This is a genomic window from Robertmurraya sp. DFI.2.37 (assembly GCF_029211245.1).
Classification (GTDB): Bacteria; Bacillota; Bacilli; order Bacillales; family Cytobacillaceae; genus Robertmurraya; species Robertmurraya methanolica_A.
In genome coordinates this window covers 1-255 of the sequence record NZ_JARGEJ010000966.1, presented here as the reverse complement: position 1 = coordinate 255, position 255 = coordinate 1, and the positions used below count along the sequence as shown (strand labels likewise).

The 255-nt window shown below is 38.8% G+C and carries 1 pseudogene; it reads right to left on the bottom strand.

The window, feature by feature from the left end:
* Nucleotides 1-22: 22 nt before the first annotated feature.
* Nucleotides 23-255: pseudogene (locus PZE06_RS29365) on the bottom strand (IS21 family transposase); the annotation flags it as partial.

Here is a 255-nt window from a genome sequence, read left to right as displayed (position 1 = left end):
AATTCATGCACAGTCTTATTTATCATGCTCTACCTCCTAAAATGCTTGTATACGCATTTAAAGAACGGGTAGAGGCCTTAATATCAGAATGTTTTGCTGAATGGGCATAAATGGATTGTACCTCTATGACTGGTTCGTCACGCAATGTATCAAGGTGATGAGCGATATCCCGAAAATCATTCGCATTGTATAGTTTCTCCGTCATGCACTTAGTCATCACAATATCCATTAATGCTGGATACTGTTGAATCACCT